This is a genomic window from Pseudomonas sp. NPDC089554, from assembly GCF_050280645.1.
GTDB lineage: Bacteria > Pseudomonadota > Gammaproteobacteria > Pseudomonadales > Pseudomonadaceae > Aquipseudomonas.
This window is the reverse complement of sequence record NZ_JBNNVR010000091.1, coordinates 1-21,710: the sequence shown is the minus strand read 5'-3', so window position 1 is coordinate 21,710 and position 21,710 is coordinate 1. Positions and strand designations below refer to the sequence as shown.

At 66.4% G+C, this 21,710-nt stretch carries 5 protein-coding genes; 3 read left to right on the top strand and 2 right to left on the bottom strand.

Features of this window, described 5'->3' with window-relative positions; all coding sequences use genetic code 11:
* The 3 genes from ACQKPE_RS21515 to ACQKPE_RS21505 all read left to right on the top strand — a co-directional run.
* A partial coding sequence (locus ACQKPE_RS21515; RefSeq protein ID WP_427668731.1) for an amino acid adenylation domain-containing protein occupies positions 1 to 7,950 on the top strand: 7,950 nt, incomplete at its 5' end.
* Positions 7,947 to 11,093, top strand: a complete 3,147-nt coding sequence (locus ACQKPE_RS21510; RefSeq protein ID WP_427668729.1) for a non-ribosomal peptide synthetase — start codon at positions 7,947 to 7,949, stop codon at positions 11,091 to 11,093. The genes ACQKPE_RS21515 and ACQKPE_RS21510, both read left to right, overlap by 4 nt.
* A 363-nt stretch (positions 11,094 to 11,456) precedes the next feature.
* Positions 11,457 to 14,003, top strand: coding sequence for a TonB-dependent siderophore receptor (locus ACQKPE_RS21505; RefSeq protein WP_427668728.1), 2,547 nt, complete (start codon positions 11,457 to 11,459; stop codon positions 14,001 to 14,003).
* A gap of 73 nt (positions 14,004 to 14,076) precedes the next feature.
* Here the strand turns inward: ACQKPE_RS21505 and ACQKPE_RS21500 are convergent, their stop codons facing one another.
* Positions 14,077 to 15,027 carry an alpha/beta hydrolase gene (locus tag ACQKPE_RS21500; protein ID WP_427668727.1) on the bottom strand — a complete coding sequence of 317 codons (951 nt, stop codon included), beginning with the start codon at positions 15,025 to 15,027 and terminating at the stop codon, positions 14,077 to 14,079.
* 50 nt (positions 15,028 to 15,077) lie between these two features.
* Positions 15,078 to 21,710: amino acid adenylation domain-containing protein (locus tag ACQKPE_RS21495; protein ID WP_427668726.1), on the bottom strand; the 6,633-nt coding region annotated here is incomplete at its 5' end.

Below are 21,710 nucleotides of genomic sequence, written 5' to 3'. Positions count from 1 at the left end.
CCCTCGATGTTGCAGATGTTCCTGCTTGATGAGCAGGTTTCCAGTTGCACCAGCCTGCGCCGCATCGTGTGCAGTGGTGAAGCACTGCCGGTGGATGCCCAGGACCAAGTCTTGGCTCGCCTGCCCAACGCTGGCCTGTACAACCTGTACGGCCCGACCGAAGCCGCCATCGACGTCACCCACTGGACCTGCCGCGACGAAGGCCGCGATGCTGTTCCCATCGGCCAACCCATCGCCAACCTGCAAACCTATGTACTGGATGCTGAGCTGCAACCGGTTCCCGCAGGTGTAGTCGGCGAGCTGTACCTGGGTGGCGAAGGCCTCGCCCGTGGTTACCACCGTCGCCCGGCACTCACTGCCGAACGCTTCGTCACCAGCCCGTTCGGTAACGGCCAGCGCCTGTATCGCACTGGCGACCTGGCCAGCCAGCGCGCCGATGGCGTGATCGAGTACCGTGGCCGGATCGACCACCAAGTAAAAATCCGTGGCCTGCGTATCGAGCTGGGTGAAATCGAAGCCCGCTTGATGGAACAGGACGCGGTACGTGACGCAGTCGTGTTGGCCATCGACGGCGCCTTGATTGGCTATGTGGTACCGAGCGAATGGCAACCTGAAGCACAAGAGAGCCTGCGCGAAACTATCCGCGAGCCCCTGCGCCAAGCCCTCCCGGACTACATGGTCCCCAGCCAGTTGCTGTTCATCGAACGCATGCCGCTAAGCCCCAACGGCAAGCTCGAACGCAAAGCCCTGCCCAAGCCCGACGCCAGCCAAGCGCAAAAAGCCTACGTCGCCCCACGCACCGAGCTGGAGCAACGCATCGCCACGATCTGGCAAGACGTGCTCAAGCTCGAACGCGTCGGCCTGAACGACAACTTCTTCGAACTGGGCGGCGACTCGATCATCTCGATCCAGGTAGTCAGCCGCGCTCGCCAGGCCGGCATCCGCTTCACCCCTAAAGACCTGTTCCAACACCAGACCGTACAGAGCCTAGCCAGCGTGGCCGTGCTGGGCGCAGCACCGGTGCTGATCGACCAAGGTCCCGTCACTGGCGAAACTCCGCTGCTGCCATTCCAGCACTGGTTCTTCGAAACCCTGCACACCAACCACCACCACTGGAACCAGTCGGTGCTGCTGGCCCCGCGTGAAACGCTGGACGCCGGCACCCTGGAGCGTGCCCTGCGTACCCTGGTCGAGCATCACGACGCCCTGCGTCTGCGCTTCGACCTCAAGGGCACTGCACGCTTCGCCGCCAGCGATGCCACACCATTGCTGTGGCAGGCGTCGGTCGCCGACGACACCCAACTGCAAAGCGCCGCCGAAGATGCCCAGCGCAGCCTCGACCTGGCCCAGGGCCCGCTGCTGCGCGCATTGCTGGCGACCCAGGCCGACGGCAGCCAGCGCCTGCTGCTGGTGATCCACCACCTGGCGGTGGATGGTGTGTCGTGGCGCATCCTGCTCGAAGACCTGCAAGCCGCCTACCGCCAGCAGGCGCTGCCGGCCAAGACCCACTCGGTCAAGGCCTGGGCCGAGCAGCTGCAAGCCGATGCCCAAGGCCCAGCCTTGGAAGGTCAACTGGCCTACTGGCAGACACAGACCGTCGAAGCTGGGCTGCCTTGCCCGGCCCCCACGCAGCCACTGCTCACCCGCGACGCCCACAGCGTGCAGACCCGCCTGGACGCCCAGCTCACCCGTCGCCTGCTGCAAGAGGCGCCCGCCGCCTACCGCACCCAGGTCAACGACCTGTTGCTGACCGCCCTGGCGCGGGTCATCACCCGCTGGAGCGGCCAGCCGTCGATGGCTGTGTTGATGGAAGGCCACGGTCGCGAAACGCTGTCACGCGAGCTCGACTTGACCCGCAGCGTCGGCTGGTTCACCAGTTTCTACCCAGTCAAGCTGACCCCGGCCCCGGGCTTGGGCGAGTCGATCAAGCACATCAAGGAGCAGCTGCGCGCCGTGCCGGACAAAGGCCTGGGCTATGGCGCGCTGCGCTACCTGGGCACCCCGCAGGCTCGCGCGGTCCTGGCCGCCCAGGCGCCGGCACGCATCACCTTCAACTATCTGGGCCAGCTCGATGGCAGCTTCGACCAGCCCGAAGCGCTATTCGTACCTTCTGGCCAGCCGCGCGGCCGGGAGCAGGCCGACGACGCCCCGCTGGGCAACTGGCTGACCCTCAACGGCCAGGTCTACAGCGGCGAGCTGCTGGTGGACTGGCAGTTCAGCACCGAGCTGTTCGACAGCGCCACGGTGCAGGCCCTGGCCGATGCCTATGCCCAGGCCCTGGGCGAGCTGGTGGAGCACTGTGCCGATGCCGGTGCACTGACCCCCTCCGATGTGCCGCTGGCCGGCCTCGACCAGGCCGCCCTCGATAGCCTGGGCCTCGACCCACGCAACGTGCAGGACCTCTACCCACTGTCGCCGATGCAGCAGGGCATGCTGTTCCACAGCCTGTACCAGCCGGGCGACGGCGCCTATATCAACCAGCTCTCGGTGGCAGTCGAGGGCCTTGACCCCGAGCGCCTGCGCACCGCCTGGCAGGCCACGGTCGATGCCCACGACGTACTGCGCAGTGCCTTCCTCGAAGGTGGTCGCCCGTTGCAGGTGGTGTACCGCTCGCGCGAGCTGCCATTCACCCTGGAAGACTGGCGCGGCCGCGCCGACCAGGCTGAAGCGGTCGTCGCCAAGGCCTTGGAACTGCGCAGTGCCGGCTTCGCCCTCGACCGTGCACCGCTGCTGAACCTGTGCCTGCTACGCCTGGACGAACAGCGCTACCAGATGATCTACACCGTCCACCACCTGCTGGTGGACGGCTGGAGCAACGCCCAATTGCTGGGCGAGGTGCTGCAACGCTACAGCGGTGGTGAAGTGACGAACCCCGCAGGCCGCTACCGCGACTACATCGCCTGGCTCGCCGCGCAGGACGCCCAGGCCACCGAGCAGTTCTGGAAAGCCCAGCTGCAACACCTGGACGCCCCGACCCGCCTGGCCGCCGCGTTGCCTGCCCAGGCGGCGATGCAAACCGGCCATGGCGAACACGCCCGCCAGCTCGATAGCCAGCAGACCCAACGCCTGAAGGCCTTCGCCAGCCAGCACAAGGTCACCCTCAACACTGTGTTGCAAGCGGCCTGGGCCTTGCTGCTGCAACGCTACACCGGCCAGCCGGGCGTGGCCTTCGGTGCGACCGTGTCGGGGCGTTCGGCACCGCTGCCGGGGATCGAGGCGCAGGTGGGGCTGTTCATCAACACCTTGCCCGTGATCGTCAGCCCGCGCCCCGAGCAGTCGCCTGGGCAGTTCCTCACGCAGTTGCAAGCCCATAACGTGGCGCTGCGCGAACACGAACACACGCCGCTGTTCGATATCCAGCGCTGGGCCGGGCAGGGCGGCGATGGCCTGTTCGACACCTTGCTGGTGTTCGAGAACTACCCGGTGGCCGAAGCGCTGCAACAGGGCTCGCCCGAGGGCCTGCGCTTCGGTGCCGTGCACACCCGCGAGCAGACCAGCGTGCCGCTGACCTTGCTGGTGGGCGTGGAAGACAACCTCAGCCTGCTGTTCCAGTACGACTGCCAGCACTTCTCTGCCCAGCAGGTCGAGCGCATCGGCGCGCACCTGCTGCAACTGTTGCACGGTCTGCTGGCAGCGCCTGCCGCCCTGGGCGAATTGGCGATCCTTGGCGACGACGAACGCCAGCGCATGCTGGGCGACTGGAACGCCAGCGCCGTGCCGTCGGTACCGGCGCGCTGCATCCACGAATTGATCAGCGCCCAGGTGCAGGCCGACCCCGAGCACCTGGCGCTGATCGATGGCACCCAGCAACTGAGCTACCGTGACCTCGACCAACGCGCCAACCGCCTGGCCCACCAGCTGGTGAGCCTGGGTATCGGCCCCGAAGTGCGCGTAGGCATTGCCCTGCAACGCTCCAGCGAACTGCTGGTGGCGCTGCTCGCCGTGCTCAAGGCCGGTGGCGCCTACGTGCCGCTTGACCCGGATTACCCCGCTGAGCGCTTGGCCTACATGCTCGACGACAGCCGTGCCCAAGTGCTGATCACTGAGCCGTCGGTGCTCGAAGGCCTGACCCCGGCCGCCGATACCCACGTGGTACTGGTACAGCCCGGCGATGCCTGGCTGGCCGACTACCCGGACAGCGCACCGAACGTGGCCGTGACCCCAGATAACCTGGCCTACGTGATCTACACCTCTGGCTCCACCGGCAAGCCCAAGGGCGTGGCCATCACCCACCGCAACGTCCAGGCGTTGGTGGACTGGTCCCAGCAGGCTTTCAGCCGCGAAGACCTGCAAGGCGTGTTGGCCTCGACCTCGGTGTGCTTCGACCTGTCGGTATGGGAAATCTTCGTCACCCTGGCCAGCGGCGGCTACATCGTGCTGGCGCGCAACGCCCTGGCGCTGCCAGAGCTACCGGCGCGCGACCAGGTGCGCCTGGTCAACAGCGTGCCCTCGGCGTTGGCCACGCTGCTGCGTGCTGGCCAGGTGCCAGCGAGCGTGCGCATCATCAACCTGGCCGGCGAGCCGCTCAAGCAAGGCTTGGTGGATGCGCTGTACGAGCTGCCGGGTGTCGAGCAGGTCAACGACCTGTACGGCCCCTCGGAAGACACCACCTATTCCACCTGGACCCGCCGCCAGGCTCGTGGCAGCGCCAGTATCGGGCGGCCACTGCCGGGCACCGGCAGCTACCTGCTGGGCGCCGACCTGCAACCGGCACCGCTGGGCGTGGGCGCCGAGCTGTACCTGTCCGGCGCAGGCCTGACCCGAGGTTACCTGGGCCGTGCGGCGCTTACCGCCGAACGCTTCGTGCCCAACCCGTTCGGCACGGCGGGCGAGCGTCTCTATCGCACCAGCGACCTGACCCGCTACCGCGAGGACGGTGTGATCGAGTACCTGGGGCGTATCGACCATCAAGTGAAGATCCGCGGTTTCCGTATCGAGCTGGGCGAAATCGAGTCGCGCCTGCTGGCGTTGGCGCAGGTGCGCGAAGCAGCGGTGCTGGCGGTCGAGCTGCAAGGCGGCCCGCAGTTGGTGGCCTATGTCGCGGCCCAGGAGCATGCTGAGGACGCCGCCGAGCAGGCGACCTTGCGCACGTCGATCAAGGCGCGCCTGGCCGAGCAACTGCCGGGTTACATGGTGCCGAGCTTCATGGTGTTCCTCGCCGGCCTGCCGCTGACCCCCAACGGCAAGCTCGACCGCAAGGCCCTGCCGTTGCCGGATGCGCAGCCGCAGGGCGCCTCTCTACGCACGCCGCAGAGCGCTTTCGAACGCCAGGTTGCATCCATCTGGCAGCAGGTGCTGGAAGTCGAGCAGGTCGGCCTGGACGACCAGTTCTTCGAGTTGGGCGGCCATTCGCTGCTGGCCACTCAAGTGGTGGCGCGCTTGCAAGGTGTGCTGGCGATGCCGGTAAGCCTGCGCGACCTGTTCGAGCATCCGCGGCTGGCCGCATTCGTCGAGCACCTGCAAGGGCGTGGTGCGCAGGTGCAGCCCCAGGTGCCCGCGCTGGTAGCGGCGGGCGAGGGCGCACCGGCAGTGCTGTCCCTGGCCCAACGCCGGCTGTGGGTGGTCGAGCAACTGTCCGGTGGCAGCGGCGCCTACGGCATGCCGCTGGCACTGCGCCTGAAAGGCGAGTTGCAGGTGCCGCTGCTGCGCGAAGCCCTGGCCGAAGTGCTGGGCCGTCACGAGGTGCTGCGCACGGCCTACGTGGCCGACGATGAAGGCGACCCGCTGGCCGTGGTGTCGGCCTCGGTAAGCATGGACTTGCCGCTGCTCGACCTGTCGGGCCTGGGCCGCGCCGAGCAGGAGGCCCAGGTGGCCGAGGCCGTGCTGGACAACGCCCGCACGCCGATCAGCCTGCCGAGCGCGCCCTTGCTGCGTGGCCGCGTGCTGCGCCTGGCCGAGCGTGAGCATGTGGTGCTGTACGCCATGCACCACATCATCTCCGACGGCTGGTCGATGTCGCTGCTGGTCAACGAACTGGTCGAACTCTACAGCCAGTTGCAGGCCGGCCAGGCGCCGCACCTCGAACCGCTGAGCGTGCAATACAGTGACTATGCCCGTTGGCAGCAGGCGCTGGAGCACAGCGGTGTGCTGGCCGCCCAGGGCGACTACTGGCGCCAGGCCCTGGCTGGCACGCCGGGTGTGCTGACGCTGCCTACCGATCAGCCGCGCAGCACCCAGGTCTCGCATGCCGGTGCCGAGTTGCAGTTGCAGCTGGGCGCCGAGCAAGTACAAGGCCTCAAGGCCCTGGCCGGGCAGGCGGGCACCACGCTCTACAGCGTGCTGCTGGCGGCGTTCCAGGTGCTGCTGCACCGCGTCAGCCATAGCGCCGACCTGGTGGTCGGGGCAGACGTCGCCGGGCGTCAACGCCCGGAGCTCGAGCGCCTGATCGGCTTCTTCGTCAACATCCTGCCGCTGCGTTCGCGCTACAGCGCACAACACACCTTCGTCGAGCACCTGGCTGCCACCCGCGACACGGCGCTGAGCGCCTTCGAGCAGCAGGACCTGCCCTTCGACATGATCGTCGAGGCGTCCGGCATCGCTCGCCAGCGCGGGGTAAACCCCTTGGTGCAGGTGCTGTTCGTGATGAACAACCTGCCAGTGCGCGACAGCAGCCTCGATACCCTCAAGGTCGAGGTGCTGCCGGCTGCCACCAGCTACTCGAAATTCGACATGGCCCTGTTCCTCGACCTGGACGGCGATGGCCTGCGCGGCACCTGGCAGTACGCCAGCGAGCTGTTCGACGCCGAGCGCATCCGCGCCCTGGCCACGGACTGGACACACATTCTGGAGCAGATCCTGCGCGAGCCGGATATCAGACTAGGAGACCTCAAGATGACCTCGCACACCGCCGCCCTGGCCGCGCCGGCCGCCGCCAGCCCCAAGGCGGACAAACTCGGCAAGTTCCTGAAGAAGCCGAAGGCCGTCGAGCAGAAGACTGCCTTCGCCGTGCGCGAGTCGCTGTTGGCCGCGCCCCAGGTATTCCCGCTGCTGGTCGAACCGAACGACCCGGGGTTGGACCTGGTGAGCTGGGTGCAGGACAACCGCCCATGGCTCGAAGAAAAGCTCTCGCGCCACGCCGGGCTGTTGTTCCGCGGCTTCGCCATGCATGACATCCATGCCTTCGAGGCCTTCGCCGAGGCCGTGCAGCCGGGGTTGTACGGCAAGTACGGCGACTTGCCGAAGAAAGAGGGCGGCAAGAACACCTACCGCTCAACGCCATACCCCGAAAACAAGATGATCCTGTTCCACAACGAGAGCTCGCACCAGGACACCTGGCCGCGCAAGCAGCTGTTCTTCTGCGAGCAGCCCTCGCCTGTGGGCGGTGCCACGCCGGTGGTGGACTGCCGGCAGATGTATCTGCGACTGCCTGAAGCGCTGCGCGAGAAGTTCGAGCAGAAGGGCTTGCTGTACGTGCGCACCTTCGCCACCAACCTGGATGTCTCCTGGCGGCATTTCTTCAAGACCGACGACCGCGCCGAGGTCGAGGCCCGCTGCCGCGCGGCGGGTATCCAGTGGACCTGGTTCAACAACGACGAGCTACAGATTCGCACGCCGTGCCCAGCGATCATTCGCCACCCGGTCACTGGCGAGAAGACCTTCTTCAACCAGGTGCAGCTGCACCACATCTACTGCCTGGACCCGGACGTGCGCGAGGACCTGCTGGCGCTGTTCGGCATCGAGCGCATGCCGCGCCATGTGTACTACGGCGACGGCACGCCGATCGAGGACGAGACCATGGCGCTGATCGGCGAGCTGTACGAGGCCTGCGCGGTGCGCTTCGACTGGCGCAAGGGCGATGTGATCTTGCTCGACAACATGCTTGCCGCCCACGCCCGCGACCCATTCGAAGGCCCGCGCAAGATCTGCGTGGCCATGGGCGAGATGATCGAGCGCCGCACCCTGGAGGCCGCGCAACGCCCCGCAACCCTGACCCAAGAGGCTGACGCATGAGTGATATCGACCTGCAACAACATGGCGCCGGCCTGGCCCTGCTGGCTGAGCAGCAGCACTGGAGCGATGCGGCCCAGGGCGCGCAGTCGGCCCATGTGCTGCACGTGCGCATCGACGGCGAACTGGACCTGGCGGCACTGCACGCCGCGTTGGACGACCTGGCTGTGCGTCAGCAGGTGCTGACTAGCGCCATCGGTGCGGTGCCCGGCTATCATGGCCTGCGCCAGTTCCCAGGCGTACGCCCTACCCAGGTGGCGGTGACTGTGCACGAGCCGGCCCAGGCCGAACAGACTGCCTTCGAGCAGCGCGAGCAATGGCTGCGTCGCCCACAAGCGCAGGGGCCGCAGTTCCAGGCCTTGCTGCAACGCCTGGAAGCGGGCCAGTGGCAGTTGACCCTGGCCGTGCCACGGGTGTTGGTCGATGCCGGCAGCCTGGGCCTGCTGTTCGAGCAACTGCTGCAGGCCTACAGCCAAGGCCCGCTCGGTGCCGACGAGGAACTGGGCCAGTTCGAACAGTACCTGGAGTGGCGCGCCGAGGTGGTGCTGGACGAAGACGCAGGCCAGGCCGCGCAGTACTGGCAGGCGCACCTGGGCAGCCAGGCGCAGGCGCAGGCGCTGCCGAACCTGCCGTACCGTCGCCGCGCTGGGCCGGGCGGTGTCGAGCAGGTAGAGGCGGCACTGGCTGGCGACTTGCGCCAAGGCTTGGAGGCGCTGGCTGCCAGCCGTGGCATCGGCATCGAGACCATTGCACAAGCCGCCTGGTGGCTGCTGCTGGCGCGGCTGAGCGGGCGCTCGGCGTTCATTGCCGGTTGGCGCCACGATGGCCGCGCGGACTATGAATTCTTCGAACAGACCCTGGGCCTGTTCGAGAAGACCCTGCCACTGCACCTGGCCTTGGACCCGGCGATGCCGTTCGACCAATGCCTGGCGGCCCTGGCTGGGGTGCTCGAACAACACCGCACCTGGCAGGAATACTGGAGCCCCGAGGGCCGCAGCACGCCGCCAAGCCACGGCTTTGCCGTGCGCCGCCTGCCCCAGGTCGCCCAATGGTCGGTCAACGTAGCGCCAAGCCTGGCGCCGGGCCTGGAGTTGGTCTTGCAGGTCGGCCTGGGCGGGGAAGGGGCGATAGAGCGCCTGAACCTGGCCTACGACAGCCGTCACTACAGCGCCCAGGCCATGGCCGGGCTGCTGGCGCAGTACCAGACCCTGTTGCAGGGCATCGTCGACGCCCCGACCACGGCGGCGTTCGAGCTGCCGCTGCTGGGTGAGGCCGAGCGGGGCCATCTGCTGGCGTTCAACCCCGTCGCCGAACCCCTCGACCCACGGCTGACCTTGCCTCAGCGCATCACCGAATGGGCCTCGGTAACCCCGGACGCACCGGCTTTGGTGGGCGCTGAAGAAACCCTGAGCTATGCCGCGCTCGAACAGCGTGTGCAGCACCTGGCAGCAGCCATGGCCAGTCAAGGCGTGAGCCATGGCCAACGTGTAGCGCTGGCACTGCCGCGCTCGACGCACTGGCTGGTGGCAGCCCTGGCCACCTGGCGCCTGGGTGCCGCCTGGCTGCCGCTGGACCCGACCTGGCCGCACGCACGCCTGGCCCTGCTGGTAGAGCAGGCGGGCGCCAGCTTGCTGGTTAGCGAACAGCCGCTGGCCATCGACATCGCCCAGCTGGATGTGCGCAGTGTCGGCGAGGACGAGTCTGCGTTGGGCGAGACTCCAGTGGCGAGCGCCCAGGACCTGGCCTACGTACTGTTCACCTCCGGTTCCACCGGCACGCCCAAGGCTGTGGCGGTGGAGCATGGCGCGCTGTTCAACTACGTGGCGTCGGCCAGTACCGCGTTGGGCCTGGACACCTGCCGCCGCTTCGCCTTCAGCGCAAGCGTGGTCGCCGACCTGGGCCACACCACGCTGTTCGGCGCCTTGTACAACGGCGCCGCGCTGCACCTGGCGGAAGACGCCACGGTGCAGGATGGCCAGGCGTTCGCCCAGTTCATCGAGGCCCAGGCCATCGATTGCCTGAAGATCGTGCCGTCGCATCTCTCGGCTTTGCTGGACACCCCGCGCCCGGCACTGCCCGCCACCTTGGTGCTGGGCGGCGAAGCCGTGGCGCCGACGCTGGTCGAGCGCCTTCTGGCGATTCGCCCGGACGTGCGCTTGTTCAACCACTACGGCCCGAGCGAGGCCACGGTCGGCGTGCTGGTGCACCCGATCAGTCGTGATGACCTCGATGGCACGGCCATCCCCTTGACTCAGGTGCTGGCCAACAACCAAGTGCTGGTGCTCGACGCCCGGCAGAACCTGGTGGCCAGCGGTGAGCTGGGCGAGCTGTACATCGCCGGCAGTCAGTTGGCCCGTGGTTACCTGAATGCCCCACAGCAACAGGCCGATGCCTTTATCGAGCATCCGCTGGTAGCCGGGGCATGCCTGTATCGCACCGGCGACCTGGCGCGCTACCGCCCCGAAGGCGGCATCGTGCTGCAAGGGCGTGCCGACCAGCAGGTCAAGCTGCGCGGCTTCCGTGTGGAATTGGCGGAGATCGAGGCCCAACTGGCGGCGCTCGAGGCGGTCAGCGAAGCGGCGGTGGTGCTCGATGCACAGCACGAGCCGCTGGCCTTCGTCACCGCCATCGGCGAGCCGGGGGAGGGCTGGACCAGTGCGCTCAAGGCCCAGCTCGAACAGCGTCTGCCCGCCGTGATGGTGCCGCGTCAGGTGCATGCCCTGACACGCATGCCACGCCTGGGCAACGGCAAGATCGACCGCAAGGCCCTGGCCAGCCTGGACCTTGGCGCCACGCAGCAGGCCTATGTGGCGCCGCGCGATGCCCTGGAGCAGGTGTTGGCCGGGCGCATGGCGCAGTTGCTGGGCGTCGAGCGCCTAAGCGTCGAGCAGGACTTCTTCGCCGCAGGCGGGCATTCGCTGCTGGTGATCAAGCTGGTGGCCGGCATTCGCAAGCTGTTGCAGTGCGAAGTGCACCCGGGCGTGGTGTTCGACAACCCCAGCCCGGCGGCGCTGGCCCAGGCCCTGCGCTTGCAGGAGGCGGCACCGGGGCAGTTGGAGAAACTGGCCCAGGCGCGTCTGCGCCTGGACGCCATGAGCCCGGAAGACAAGGCCCGTTTGCTGGAAAAGGCCCGTCAACCGGGTTGAATGGCCAGGGCTTCGCCCTGGTTCGCGGGCAAGCCCGCTCCTACAAAGGATGCTGGAGAACCTGTAGGAGCGGGCTCGCCCGCGAACACCGGCATCGCCGGTGCCATACACCGCCAAAAGGGCAGCACAGTTCTGTCTCGAGCCCGCAAAACACCCCTCCCGCCCCATACTTTTAACAGCGATAGCTAATTTCATTCTCATTCACTTCGTCTAGTGATCGAGTCCTTCCGCTCTGCCATCACGCCACCCCCGGCGCAGGCGTTCGCGAACGTACTCGAAGCATGCTTTCTCCCCCTATTCAGTTGCCCCAAGAGGCGACGGTTTCCAACACCTAAGAACGCACCACGGGAGTGATTCGACGAAATGAAATCTGTACAACACGCATCGATGGGGCTATGGCCGTGGCAAAAGGACAAGCTGCGCAGCTGCACATCGATTATCGTGCTGGGCCTGGCCTTGGGGATGGGGAGCGTCGCCCAAGCACAGGAGGCACGGGTGAATATCCCGGCCATGCCATTGAACGAAGCACTGACCCAGCTGGGCCACCAGACCGGCCTGCAGTTCCTGTTCGAACCGGGCCTGGTCAGCGGCAAGCGCTCCGCGCCGGTCTCCGGCACCATGGAGCCGAGCGCTGCGCTGGAGACCCTGCTCAGGGACGCCAACCTCACCTATCGCATCGAGAACGACACGGTGATCCTCAGCAGCCCAAAGGCGTCCGCTCCTGGGGCGGCACTGGAGTTGGGCGCGACTAGCGTCGTCGGCCAGGGGATGGGGGAGGCCACCGAGAACTCCGGCTCCTACACCACGGGCTTCGTCTCGGTGGGTTCCAAGACCCCGGTGAGCCTCAAGGACACGCCGCAGAGCGTGTCGATCATCAGCCAGAAGCTGATCGAAGACACCCGCAGCACCAGCCTGCAGGATGCGATGCGACGCACCCCAGGCATCACCCTGCGCCAAGTCAACTACAACACCCAGGCCTTCTACTCCCGCGGTTTCGGCATCGACAACCTGCAAATCGATGGCGCGGCACCGATGGACATCGGTACCGGGGTGGGTACCTTCTACAGCGACCGCAAGTACGACCTGGCCGCCTATGACCACGTCGAGATCCTGCGTGGCGCCAGCGGCCTGCTGGGCGGCACCGGCGACCCGGGCGGTATCGTCAACCTGGTGCGCAAGCGCCCGCTGGACCACTACCAGCTCAAGCTCAACACCTCGGCCGGCTCCTGGGACAACTACCGCAGCGAAATCGACCTGACCGGCCCGCTCGCCTTCGACGGCAAGCTGCGTGGCCGCATGGTCGCGGCCTACACCGACCGCCAGTACTTCATGGACGTGCGCGCCACCGAGCGGCCCTTCCTCTACGGCATCCTCGAAGCGGACATCACCGACGACACCATGCTGACCTTCGGTGGCAGCTTCGACAAGAACAAGGAAACCGGTACCGGCGACGGCTTGCCACGCTATGCCGGCGGCGGTGACGTAGGTTTGCCACGGCACACCTGGTTCAGTACCACCCAGGCGTGGGCCGATAGCTACACGCGCGAGTGGTTCGCCAAGGTCGACCACTATTTCAACGAGGACTGGAAGCTCAACGCTTCCTATACCTACTCCTACAACACCGTGACCACCGAAGGGATCATCCCCTACGGCTGGGTCGACGAGTACACCAACAATGGGCCGTACTGGTGGGGCAGCTACGTCAACAGCTTCAGCAAGCAGGACGTGTTCGACGTCAACCTGTCGGGTAACTTCGAAGCCTTCGGACGCCGTCACGAGTTGCTGGTCGGTGCCGACCACCAGAAGGTCACCAGCCGCTGGCGCTCGGCCCAGGGCATGCTCGGCAAGGGTGGTTTGATCGACCTGTGGAACCCAGGCTCGACACCGCTGAACGGCGATGCCTCGAACCACAACTTCTCCCGCGACTACTCGCCTAACGCCCGCGAGCAGTATGGCCTTTACTCGACCCTGCGCCTGCAACTCACCGACCCGCTCAAGCTGGTGGTCGGCGCCCGGGCCCAGCGCTACAAGTACGAACAGGGCTACTCCAGGACCACCAACAACAATGGCACCGGTGCATGGATCGAGGAGCCGGGTACTTCCGACCGCGTGTCGACCAAGTTGGTGCCATACGGTGGCTTGATCTACGCCCTGAACGACGAGTGGTCCACCTACGTCAGCTATGCGGAGGTCTTCAAGCCGCAGTCGCAAAGATTCCAGGGGCCGCAGACTTCCAGGGTTTCGATCGAGCCCATGGAAGGCAAGAACTACGAAACCGGTATCAAGGGTGAGCTGTTCGATGGGCGCATGAACGTCAGCGCCGCGCTGTTCTACACCAAACGCGAGAACCAGGCGGTGACCGACCCTCGCTACCCTAGCCCTCCGTTCAGCTACAGCGGTTCGTGCTGCTTCCTGGCGCAGGACAAGGTGACCAGCAAGGGTATCGACCTGGAAGCGACCGGCGAGATCATGCCGGGCTGGGAAGTGATGGCGGGCTACACCTTCAACCTGGTGGACAACAGCACCCAAGAGACGATCTACAGCAGTATCACGCCCAAGCACCTGTTCAAGCTGTGGACCATGTACACCTTGCCGGGCAGCTTCTCCGACTTCCGAGTGGGTGGTGGCGTGACCGCGCAGAGCGCCGCTTACGTGGACGGCTTGGCTTATCGCACCGACCCGACCACCGGCGCTGTGCTTAGCGAGAGTAACTTCAAGTTCTCCCAGGGCGGCTACGCGGTGTACGACGCGATGGTCGAGTACAAAGTGGACGACCACTGGACGGTTGCCGTGAACGGCAACAACCTGTTCGACCGCCGTTACTACTCCACCGTGAACAACACCGAATATGGCAACTACTACGGTGAGCCTCGCAACTTCATGCTGACCCTGCGCGGTACCTTCGATTGATCGAAAGTTCACCACGCTGAAAGCAAAAGGGCCGCATCGCGGCCCTTTTGCTTTTTCCGTATTGGCCAAGCCGTCAGCTGTAACGCCCCAGCCACTGCTCCAGCGCCTGGTAGATACCGTCGACCTGGCCGCTGATCCCCGACATGCGCAGGAAGTCATGGGTCAAACCGGCTTCCACCACCAAGGTCACCTGCGTACCTCCTTGCTCCAGCGCCTGCGCATAGGCGATTCCCTCATCATGCAGCGGGTCGTAGCCAGCCACGCTGACATAGGCCGGGGCCAGCGCCAACTCAGGTGCGGCCAGCGGCGAGACGCGCCAGTCGCCACGCTGTGCGGTTGAGCAATAGTGGTCGTAGAACCAGTCCAGGGTCGCGGTCTCCAGCAGGTAACCCTCGGCAAAACGCTGGTGCGAAGGTCGGTGCCGGCGGATATCTGCCACCGGGTAGAACAGCACCTGCGCCAGCGGTTTGAAGGCCAGTTGTGGCTGGCTGCCAGTTGCCGCGATGGCCAGCACTGTCGCCAACGTGGCACCGACACTGTCACCGACCAGCACCAGGCGCTGCCTGTCCAAACCAAGCCCGTTGGCCTGCTCGGCGAAGGCGTTGGCGGCATCCAACGCATCGTTTAGCGCTGTCGGAAACGGCGCTTCTGGCGCCAGCCGATAGGTAGGGGCAAACACGGCGAAACGCCCGCTGGCGGCCAGCCGACGGCAGATGGAATCGTGGGAGTCCAGACTGCCGACGACGTAGCCGCCGCCATGCAGGTACAGCAAAGTAGGGGCGCGTTCGGCAAGTTGCGGGTGGCGGTAGAGCCGCGCATCCAGGCGGTGGCCATCGCGGGCTGTCACCTGCATGGCTTGTACTTCGACGCCAGTGGGCGGCGAGGGGTCGAGCACGACCGAGGTGGCTTCGAACTCGGCGCGGGCCTGGGCCACGCTCAGTTCATGCATGGGCTTGCTCTTGCCGGTCAGCCGGCCGAATTCGGCCAACTCCAGGAATGCTTCGAGATCGGGGTCCAGGGACATGGGGGTTCCTTGTGGCAAAAAAGGGCCGCCCGTCTGGGCGGCCCTGTGGTTCAGGGGGTGACCGCTTCGGCGAGCGGCAGGTGGCGCAGCAGGCTGTCGAGGAACGCCGGGTGGCGCAGGATCGCGTAATGGTCGGCGGCGATGGGCGCATGCTGCACGCAGTTGTCGAATGCGGGGTCCGACAGATCGTTTGCCTGCCCGGCCCACCAGCAGTGGCTGTTGGGCGGGCACTGCGCCATGGCGGACAACTGCAAGGACAGCGCCTTGAGCTTCATGCCCGTGCGGAAGGTCCGGGCCAGCTCGTCCGAGGGCATTTCGCTCAGCGCCCCTTGCGCCATGCTCAACGCCTGGCGGGCCTGGTCGATGACCTGTTCCAGCCTGGCCAGGTCGTCGCTGGCGGTGACCACCAGCGCAGGCACGCTCTGCAGCGGCACGCCCAGCACCACCGACAACAAGCCGCGCAAGTCATCCGCGCAGTCCTCAGGTGCAGCGTCGAGCGCCTGCGCCTGAGGCACGAAGCTGTCGACCAGGGCCGCGAAGGCTACCCGTTGCCCTTGGCGCAGCAGCTCCTGGGCGACCAACGAAACCAATGGCCCGCCGAGCGACCAGCCCAGCAGGTGATACGGGCCTTGTGGCTGTTTCTGGCGGATGTACTGGGCGTAGTCCAGGGCCATGGCCTCCAGTGACTCGTCTTCCCAGGCGTCATCGAGCAGCATGCGGCATTGCAGGCCGTAGACGCTGTAACGCCCTTCCAGCCGGCGGGCCAGTGCTTCGTAGTCGAAGACTGTGCCGAAGCCAGCATGCACACAGAACAGCGCAGTACCGTCGGGCGCCGCTGCGTTGAGCGCTACCAAGGGGTCCATGCTGCGCTTTTCAGGCACATGGCCGGACAGCTCGGCGATGGTCGGCTTGCCCATCAGGTCGCGCAGCTTCAGTTGCAGGCCCAGTTCGGGCATGCCACGCACCTTGGACAACACCTTGAGCACCCGCAGCGAATCGCCGCCCAGCTCGAAGAAATTGTCGGTCACGCCCACCTGCTCGACCTCCAGCACTTCTTGCCAGATCGCCGCCAGCGCCTGCTCCAGGGCATTGCGTGGGGCGACGAAGGTGCGGCCCTTGAACTGCGGGTCGGGCAGGGCGTTGCGGTCGACCTTGCCATTGGGGTTGAGCGGCAGGGCGTCCAGCACCACCACCTGGGCCGGCACCATGTAGTCGGGCAAGGCCTCCAGCAGTGCTGCGCGTAGCGGCTCGCCGGACGGGATGTCGGCGACCACATAGCCGACCAATTGCTTGCCGCCCCCGTGCTCACGGGCCACCACCACGGCATCCTGCACGCCTGGCAGGTCGCGCAAGCGGGCTTCGATTTCGCCCAGCTCGATGCGGAAACCGCGGATCTTCACTTGGTTGTCCAGGCGCCCGAGGTAGTCGAAGACGCCGTCCTCTCGCTGCCTGACCAGGTCACCGGTGCGGTACAGGCGGCCACCCGCGCTGAATGGGTCGGCGACGAAGCGCTCGGCGCTCAGGCCGGGGCGCTGGTGGTAACCGCGTGCCAGCCCCTGGCCGCCGATGTACAGCTCACCGGCAACGCCTGGCGGCAGCGGGTTGAGGGCGTCGTCGAGCACGTACAGGGTGCGCTCGCCGACCCGTGTGCCGATCGGCGCGTACACCGCATCGCAGGCGCCGTCGGCTGCGATTTTCCACAGCAATGGGGTGACCACCGTTTCGGTGGGGCCATAGCCATTGGTCAGCCATTGCGGGCGCAACGCCTGCTTGACCCGCTCGAAGTTGGCCTCTGCCACCGCATCGCCACCGAAGCAGTAGATCGACACCGGTGGCGGCGCCTGCTCCTGGGTCTGGGCGAATTCGGCCAGTTGTTGCAGGTAGGCCGGTGGGAAGCAGGCCACGCTGATGGCGTGCCGGTGCAGGGCGTGCCAGGTCTGCTCTGGAGTCCACAGCTGGTTATCGCGCAGCACCAGCTGGCCGCCGCACGACAGGGTGGTCAGCCAGCGCTCCTGGGCGCCGTCGAAGGCGAACGACATGAACAGCAGCTCGCGGGTGTCGCGGGTCATGCCATAGCGCTCGGCGATGGCCGCGCAATGCATGCGGATCGGCTCGTTGGCCACCGCCACGCCCTTGGGCTTGCCGGTGGAGCCGGAGGTGTAGATCAGGTAGGCGAGGTTATCGCCCAGTGCGCGCAGGGGCGGGCAGTCGGCGGGCAGGTCGTCCAGCGCCAGGGTATCGAGCAGCACCTGCGGTGCCGCGTTCGGCCAGTCGAAGCGTGCTTGCAGGCTGGCTTGGGTGATCATCAGGGCCATGCCGGAATCCTCGACGATCCACTTCAGGCGCTCCTGCGGGTAGTCGATATCCAGCGGCACGTAGGCCGCGCCGGCCTTCATCACTGCGTAGAACGCCACGATCATTTGCACCGAGCGCTCCAGCGCCACGCCCACGCGAGTTTCCAGGGCCACGCCCTGGGCGATCAGGTGGTTGGCCAGGCGGTTTGCCTGGTCTTCCAATTCAGCCCAGGTCAGCTGCTGTTCGTTGCAGGTCACGGCGATGGCCTGCGGGCGCGCTAGGGCCTGTTGGCGCAGTTGCTCGACCAGCAAGGGCTCTTGGCCGCTGGCCGGGCGTATTGCGTTGTCCAGGCACAGACGTTGGCCTTGCGCGGCATCGAGCAACGACAAACTGCCCAGGCAGGCATCGGGCTGTTCGAGCATCGCCTGCAAAAGTGTCTCGAAGCTGGCCTTGACCTGCGCCACGGCGGCTTCACTGAAGCGGTTGCGCAGGTACAGGAACTCGATGCTCAGGGTGTTGCCCAGGTTCACCGCCAGGTCCATGGCGAAGTTGGTGACATCGCGACCCTGCACCTGGCCGAAGCGCAATTGGCCTTCCTCGGCTTGCTGCAAGCGCTCGTCCACCGGGTAGTTCTCGAACACGATGATGCTGTCGAACATGGCCTGGCCACCCAGGCCGGCCCAGCGCTGGATATCGGCCAGCGAGGCGTGTTCGTAGTCGCGGATGTCCAGGTTGCTTGCCTGCAATTTCAGCAGCCACTGCTGTAGCGACTGGGTCGGTTGCGGCTGTTGGATCACCGGCAGGGTGTTGATGAACAGCCCAAGCATTTCGTCAGCGCCGGGCAGGCTGGCCGGGCGGCCGGCGACCGTGGCGCCGAAGCACACGCTGGCCTGGCCGGTGTAGCGCTGCAACAGCAGCAGCCAGGCAGCCTGGATCAAGGTGTTGGGGGTGACCCGCAGCGTGCGCGCCTGTTCACGCAGCTGCGCGGTGTGCGCAGCGTCCCAGTCAAGGTAGAGCGCAGCATGGCCTTCGAGGCTGGCGTCCGGGCGCGGGCCCAGGGTGCTGGCCAGGTGGGTGGGGCTGTCGAAGCTGCGCAGCTGTTCGCGCCAGAAGCCTTCCAGTGCATCCTGTGGCTGGCGGGCAAGCCACTGGATGTAGTCGCGGTAACGCCCGCCGCTGGCCGGTGCGGGGTGGCCGTGGTAGGCCTGCAGCACCTCGCCGAGCAGGCGCGAGTTGCTCCAGCCATCGACCAGGATATGGTGGCCGGACCACAGCAGGTGCGCCCGTTGTTCGTCCAGGCGCACCAGGGTCAGGCGCATCAGCGGCGCGCGCAGCAGGTCGAAGCCCTGGGTGTAGTCCTGGGCGGCGAGTTGCGACAGGTCCGCGGCGTCTACTGCGCGGTCGCGCCAGTCGAGTACGGTGAGTGGCATCTGCGCGTGGCGCTGCACCACTTGCAGCGGTTCGGCCAGTTGGTTGTCGCTCCAGAACCCGGTACGCAGGATGTCGTGGCGTGCGATCACCGTGTCCCAGGCTGCGCGGAAGCGTTCGATGTCCAGGCCTTCGACATCCACCGCCATCTGGTTGATGTACAGGCCCGCTTCGGCGGCTTCCAGGGTATGGAACAGCATGCCTTGCTGCATGGGCGAGAGCGGGTAGAGGTCTTCGACCTGTCCGGCGGCCAGCGGCAGGGCTTGCAACTGGGCCTGGGTCACGCGGGCCAGGGGGAAGTCCGAGGGGGTGACGCCGCGGTTGCCGGGGTTGCAGCAATGCTCGATCAGGGCGTGCAGTTCGCGAAGGTAGTCGTCGGCCAGGGCCTGGACGGTGGCGCTGTCGAACAACTCGGTGCTGAACAGCCAGCTCAGGCTCAGTTCGCCGTCGTAGACCTGGCCGTTGAGGGTCAGCCAGTTGCCCATGCGCGCGTCACGGCTTTGCTCTTCGCCGCTGCCTTCGCTGGCGGGGATGAACAAGGCGTCTTCGCTGGCGGCGAAACTGGTGTCGAACTGGCCCAGGTAGTTGAAGGTGATGCGCGGTTCGGGCAGATCGCGCAGGCCTTGGCCCAGCTCGCGCAGCAGGCTGTAGCCGACGCCTTTGGCGGGCACGCCACGCAGCGTTTCCTTGATGACGCGCAGGTTGGCGCCAAGGTCGTCCTGGGTGCCCAAGCGCACCGGGAACAGGCTGGTGAACCAGCCGACGGTGCGGGTCAGGTCGAGTTCGTCGAACAGCGCCTCGCGGCCATGGCCTTCGAGCTGCACGGCCACTTCCGGTTGGCCAGTCCAGCGAGCGACGGCGCGGGCCAGGGCGGTCAGCAGTAGGTCGTTGATCTGCGTGCGGTAGGCCTGTGGGGCGTCCTGTAGCAGGCGCCGGGTGGTGGTGCGGTCCAGGCGTACTTGCAGGGCCTGGGCGTGTTGGTTGCTCAGGCTGCCTTGCGGGTGGTCGGCGGGCAGGTCGGTGACCAGGCCGTCGAGCTGGGCCTGCCAGTAGGCCAGCTCCTCTTGCATCGAAGGGCTGGCGACATATTGCTCTAGGCGCTCGGCCCAGGCTTTTACCGACGTGGTACGGGCTGGCAGGCGCAGAGCCTCGCCGCTTGCGGCCTGGGTGTAGGCGGTTTGCAGATCGTCGAACAGGATGCGCCACGACACGCCGTCGACCACCAGGTGGTGGATCACCAGCAACAGGCGTTGGCTATGGTCTTCCAGGGTGATGAGCACGGCACGCAGCAGCGGACCGTTGGCGAGGTCGAGACTGCGTTGGGTGTCGTTGGCCAGTTCGCGCAGGTTGGCGTAGGTGGCTTGGCGCTGTTCCAGGACGGGCACAGTAGGGGTGTCGAGGAAATGCGCGGTCCAGTCGCCGGCCTGCTCGGTGAACACCAGGCGCAGGGCGTCGTGGTGTTGCACCAGGGCTTGCAGGGCCTGGGCCAGGGCTTCGGCATCCACTGGGCGGTTGGGCTTGAGCAGCACCGACTGGTTCCAGTGGTGGCGTTGCTGGTCGATCTCGGCGAAGAAGCGGCGCTGGATCGGCAGCAACGGCGCTTCACCGCTGGCGGGGGCGTGCTCCAGCAGGGGGGCGCTGTCGTCGAGGTGGGCGATATGGGCCAGGTCGCGGACGGTCTGGTGTTGGAACAGGTCCTTGGGGGTGAAGCGGATGCCGGCCTGGCGGGCGCGGCTGACCACCTGGATGGAGATGATCGAGTCGCCGCCCAGTTCGAAGAAGTTGTCGTTCAGGCCGACGCGTTCGAGCTTGAGCACGTCTTGCCAGATCGTGGCGATGCGTTGCTCCAGCTCGGTGCGTGGGGCGACGTAGGCTTTTTGCGCTTGGCTGGCATCGGGCTTGGGCAGGGCTTTGCGTTCGAGCTTGCCGTTGGGGCTTAGCGGCATGCGTTCGATGAACAGCAGTTGGCTGGGGACCATGTAGTCCGGCAGGGCTTGGCGCAGGGGCTCGCGGATAGTTTCGCGCAGGCTCTCTTGTGCTTCAGGTTGCCATTCGCTCGGTACCACATAGCCAATCAAGGCGCCGTCGATGGCCAACACGACTGCGTCACGTACCGCGTCCTGTTCCATCAAGCGGGCTTCGATTTCGCCCAGCTCGATACGCAGGCCACGGATTTTTACTTGGTGGTCGATCCGGCCACGGTATTCGATCACGCCATCGGCACGCTGGCTGGCCAGGTCGCCGGTACGGTACAGGCGTTGGCCTTCCCCGAATGGGCTGGTGACGAAGCGTTCGGCAGTGAGTGCCGGGCGACGGTGGTAGCCACGGGCGAGGCCTTCACCGCCCAGGTACAGCTCACCGACCACACCTGCCGGAACGGGCTGAAGCTCGGCATCGAGTACGTAGGTTTGCAGGTTGGCGATAGGTTGGCCGATCGGTACTGCATCGCGGCCTTCGTCGCGGCAGGTCCAGTGGGTGACGTCGATGGCGGCTTCGGTCGGACCGTAGAGGTTGTACAGGCCAGCGTTAGGCAGGCGGGCCAACACTTGGTCCTGGGCGTCCACCGGCAGTGCTTCACCACTGCACACGATGCGGCGCAGGCTGGTGCAACTGGAAACCTGCTCATCAAGCAGGAACATCTGCAACATCGAGGGCACGAAGTGCAGCGTGCTGACTTGGTATTCGTTGATCAGCTCGACCAAACGACGCGGGTCGCGGTGGTCGCCAGGGCCAGCGACGGCCAGGCGGGCGCCAGTCATCAGTGGCCAGAAGAATTCCCACACCGAGACGTCGAAGCTGAACGGCGTTTTCTGCAAGGCCGTGTCGCCCACACCCAGGCCATAGGCTTGCTGCATCCAGCACAGACGGTTGGTCAGCGCCTTGTGGCGGTTGCCTGCACCCTTAGGTTTGCCGGTGGAACCGGAGGTGTAGATGACATAGGCCAGGTGCTCGGGAGCGAC